This window comes from Pedobacter sp., from assembly GCF_045627485.1.
Taxonomy (GTDB): Bacteria; Bacteroidota; Bacteroidia; order Sphingobacteriales; family Sphingobacteriaceae; genus Pedobacter.
Genome location: NZ_JAZQNU010000112.1, coordinates 1 through 3,322, shown reverse-complemented (window position 1 = coordinate 3,322; position 3,322 = coordinate 1). Strand labels below are relative to the sequence as shown.

The following is a 3,322-nucleotide window of genomic DNA, read 5'->3' as shown; positions in this document are numbered from 1 at the left end:
AGGGACACCCCCTTGGCTCACAGAACCACATGGCTACATCCCACTTTCTTCAAAAACGGCTTCAATGAACAACTGGACCAATACAGACACGCCTCTCTGAACGGGAAAAGCTGGCTCGCGGAACTGGAACAGAAAGAGCGGGACGCCACGGGAATCAAAGGGCTCAAAATCGGCTATAACCGTCTGTTCGGATACTATATCGAAGTAACCAAATCTTTCTATGATTTGGTGCCGCTTCGCTATACGCGCAAACAGACGCTTGCGAACGCCGAGCGTTTCATCACGGATGAACTCAAGAAACTGGAAGACACGATCCTCGGCGCGGAAGACGGCGCGGTGAAACTTGAATATGAGATGTTCCTGAAAATCCGCGAACTGCTGCTTGAAAACATTGAAACCATCCGCGATACCGCGAATGCGCTCAAAACCATTGATGCCATCGAAGCGCTTGCAAAAGCCGCGCTGGACAACAATTATGTCCGTCCGTCCCTCAACGAAGAAGGGCGGTATGAGATTCTGAACGGACGCCATCCCGTGGTGGAAACCAGTCTCGGAAGCGACAGATTCGTTCCCAACGATACGCATCTCAATGAGGAATCCCGTGTGATGATCATAACACCTACGGACAGTCGACATCCTTTGAAAGACCCAGATGTTATTTTGGTTCATGTAACAAATTTTAACCAGCTAATGTGGGATAACCACCACCTTACCGCCAGGGTCATTACACACGGTGTTACAATGCCAGAGTATACCTATACCGGTACTTTAAATCGTGGCCTGGTGGTGATAAATAATTTACCGACAAGAGGCAGACTGCTTGGTCTGGATATTTTTAACGAAGTCCGCAAGCATATTCCTTTAGACATTGTGGGCATGGGTGCAGAAGCATATGGTATAGGCGAAGTATTGCACCCTCAGCTGCCTGAATTCATGAGTCAATACCGTTTCTTGTTTAATCCAATCCGCTATACAAGTTTAGGCTTAGCGGTATGTGAGGCAATGGCATTAGGTATGCCCATTGTAGGGCTTGCTACAACTGAAATGGCAGTTGCTATAAAAGATGGCCACTCAGGATTTATTCATACCGATATTAATTACCTGATTGACCGGATGAAATTTCTTTTGGACGATCATTCTGCAGCAATGACCATAAGTAAACATGCCAGGGAGAGGGCAATGGAGAAGTTTAATATTAACAGGTTTACACAAGAATGGGAAACACTATTCCAACATGTAATCGACGGAGATTATGCTTCTGAATATACGAAAATATTGCCCTGACCGCTTATCCAGATGATGATGAAAAAGAATATTGCATTTATCAGCGAACATGCCTCACCATTAGCCTCTTTAGGCGGAACAGACGGAGGCGGTCAAAACGTCTATGTGGGGGAATTGGCCATTCAGCTTTCAAAAAATGACTATTTAGTTGATATATACACCCGATGGGAAGATTCAAATTTACCCAGGGTCGTTACTTACTATCCAGGTGTTCGTGTTATCCATCTGAAGGCAGGCCCCATCCAATATATTGCCAAGGAAGAACTTTTAGGGTTCATGGAAGAGTTTAAGCAGGACATGCTTGCCTTTATTTCCAGCCAGCAATTGTGTTACAAACTTATTCATGCAAATTTCTGGATGTCGGGTTTAGTGGCTATGTGGCTCAAATCTATGTTAAAAATTCCCTTTGTGATTACCTTCCATGCTTTGGGGCATGTAAGGATGCGCTATCAAAAGGATCAGGATAAATTTCCGCCAGAGCGGCTGGTAATTGAAGAGGCCATTGTTCGTGAAGCTGACCGTATCGTTGCCGAATGTCCGCAGGATTTTGAAGACTTGATAAATGACTACCAGGCGGATCCTGCTAAACTCGCTATTATCCCTTGCGGTTTTAATCAAAAAGAGTTTTTTCCGGAAGATAAAGTTTCAGCTAAAAAGCGGCTGAACCTAAAGGATAAAGAGGTGATGATTTTGCAATTGGGGCGTATGGTTCCCCGAAAGGGCATAGATAATGTAATCTGTGCCCTACCTCTGCTCAATACGCCAGGTAAAAAGGTCAAGTTGATGATCGTTGGAGGTGAGGCTGGTGAACCCAATAATGAATTACAACGATTAAAGGCATTGGTAAGCGATTTATCACTGGAAGAACAGGTGATTTTTACTGGCAGAAAAGATAGAGCGGAACTTAGGTGTTATTACGATGCCGCCGATGTATTTGTAACCACGCCTTGGTATGAGCCTTTTGGCATCACGCCATTAGAGGCCATGGCATGTGGAACCCCAGTAATTGGTGCAAATGTGGGGGGCATAAAACATACGGTAGTTGATGGGAAAACCGGATTTTTAGTGCCGCCAAAACAACCGGGTGTGCTTGCCGACCGCATCTCGCTACTTGTTAACAACTTACTTTTGATTGACCTTATGGGCAAACAGGCGTTGGACCATGTTAATGAGCATTTTACCTGGGAAAAGGTTGCCGACAAGATGCTTGATTTATACCTGGATTTGATCGGAAACGATGAAGACCGCCAGCGTGAAGCAGAACTACGGGTGATTAGCGAGGCGTTTCACGATGCTGCTGCTACATTTAGCAGATCAGCCTCCAGTTTAGGGAGTCTGGTATGTGAGGCAGCTGCTATCATGAGTCAAACATTGCAAAATGGAGGTAAAATCCTCGTTTGTGGCAATGGCGGAAGTGCTGCTGAAAGTCAGCATTTCTCTGCAGAATTGTTAGGGAGGTTTGAAATGCCATATCGTAAAGCATTGCCGGTTATTTCCTTAACTTCAGATAATGCTTTAATGACAGCGTGGGCAAATGATTTCGGCTTCGAGGATGTATTTGCCCGTCAGGTAGAGGCTTATGGAAGTGGAGGTGATGTTTTACTTTGTTTGAGCACAAGCGGTGTTTCTCCAAATATTATAAAAGCAATCAATACAGCCCGGAAACAGGGGTTATTCTGCATAAACATGCTTGGCAAAGATGGGGGTGAGGCAGCAGCTAAGGGGCACGTTAATATCATTGTTCCTTCCAACAGCACCCAACGTATACAGGAAGTCCATTTACACCTTGTGCACTTGCTGTGTGGTTTAATTGAAAATAGGATGTTTGGCAAACAACCAGTAAAAAAAACGGCCACTATGGAGAGTTTTCCTTTTAAAATAATTGTTAATAATAAAATTAAGCAACACTATGGCAGTTAGGAAAGCCATTTTTATGGATAAAGACGGGACCTTAATCCCTGATGTACCATATAATGTCGATCCAAATAAAATTTCATTGTCGCCAAACACCATTGATGGGCTACTTGCATTGCAGAAT

General features: G+C 44.3%; 2 protein-coding genes. Both read left to right on the top strand.

Features of this window, described 5'->3' with window-relative positions; all coding sequences use genetic code 11:
* On the top strand, window positions 1-1,284 hold a 1,284-nt coding region (locus tag ACR2F3_RS08755), incomplete at its 5' end, for a glycosyltransferase (protein WP_432709600.1).
* Between the two features lie 18 nt (window positions 1,285-1,302).
* Window positions 1,303-3,204 carry a glycosyltransferase gene (locus ACR2F3_RS08750; protein WP_432709599.1) on the top strand — a complete coding sequence of 634 codons (1,902 nt, stop codon included), beginning with the start codon at window positions 1,303-1,305 and terminating at the stop codon, window positions 3,202-3,204.
* Window positions 3,205-3,322 lie beyond the last annotated feature (118 nt).

Coding starts and splice junctions, on each gene's coding strand:
- ACR2F3_RS08750 (WP_432709599.1), top strand. CDS start 1,303: ATGAAAAAGAATATTGCATTTATCAGCGAACATGCCTCACCATTAGCC.